The organism is Rhodococcus sp. 852002-51564_SCH6189132-a, from assembly GCF_001665495.1.
GTDB classification, from domain to species: Bacteria; Actinomycetota; Actinomycetes; order Mycobacteriales; family Mycobacteriaceae; genus Rhodococcus; species Rhodococcus pyridinivorans.
The window spans coordinates 1-994 of record NZ_LZMJ01000065.1 but is presented as its reverse complement, the minus strand read 5'-3'; the positions used below and the strand labels follow the sequence as shown (position 1 = coordinate 994).

Genomic DNA, 994 nt, shown 5'->3' with positions numbered 1-994 from the left:
AGTGCGCGCAGGCGCGGGGCGAGGTCGCGCTCGAACAACTCCAGGAACCGCTTCTGATCATGACCCGGCGCATGGAACACCAGATGATTCAACCCCGCATCGACATACGCCCTGACCTGCTCGACCGCCTCGTCCGGATCCGACGCCACGATCCACCGCTTGGCGACCTGCTCGATCGGCAACGCATCCGCCGCCGCCTCCATCTCCATCGGATCATCGATCGAATGCTTCTGCTCCGGCGTGAGCGACAGCGGCGCCCAGAACCGGGTGTTCTCCAACGCCTTGTCCGGATCGGTGTCGTACGAGATCTTGATCTCGATCATCTTGTCGATCTGCGCGACATCCCGCTCGGCCTTCTCCGCCCCCTCGGCGACGGCCGGCAGGAGTTTGTCGGTGTAGAGCTCCATGCCCTTACCCGAGGTGCAGATGAACCCGTCCCCCGCGCGTCCGGCATAGCGTGCAACCACCGGGCCGCCGGCGGCGACGTAGACCGGGATGCCGCCTTCGGGCACGTCGTAGATCGACGCCCCCTTCGTCGTGTAGTACTCGCCCTCGAAATCGACCCGGTCCCCGCGCCACAGCTCACGCATCAACCGCACCGATTCGCGCAGCCGGGCGAAGCGTTCCTTGAACTCCGGCCACTGGCCGGCGTAGCCGGTGGCGATCTCGTTGAGTGCTTCGCCGGTGCCGACCCCGAGGAAGATCCGTCCCGGATACAGACAGCCCATCGTCGCGAAGGCCTGCGCGATCACCGCCGGGTTGTACCGGAACGTCGGCGTGAGCACACTCGTGCCCAGCTGCAACCTTTCGGTGCGCTCCCCCACAGCGGTCATCCACGCCAACGAGAACGGCGCATGCCCACCGTTGTGCCGCCACGGCTGGAAATGATCCGACACCGTCGCCGAATCCATCCCGTGCGCCTCGGCCAACACACCCAACTCCACCAACTCGCGCGGCCCGAACTGCTCTGCCGACGCCTTGTATCCCAACTTCA

General features: G+C 65.8%; 1 protein-coding gene. It reads right to left on the bottom strand.

Annotated elements, in window-relative coordinates; translation table 11 throughout:
* Positions 1-994: glucose-6-phosphate dehydrogenase (coenzyme-F420) (gene fgd, locus A5767_RS15530; protein WP_064852638.1), on the bottom strand; the 994-nt coding region annotated here is incomplete at both ends.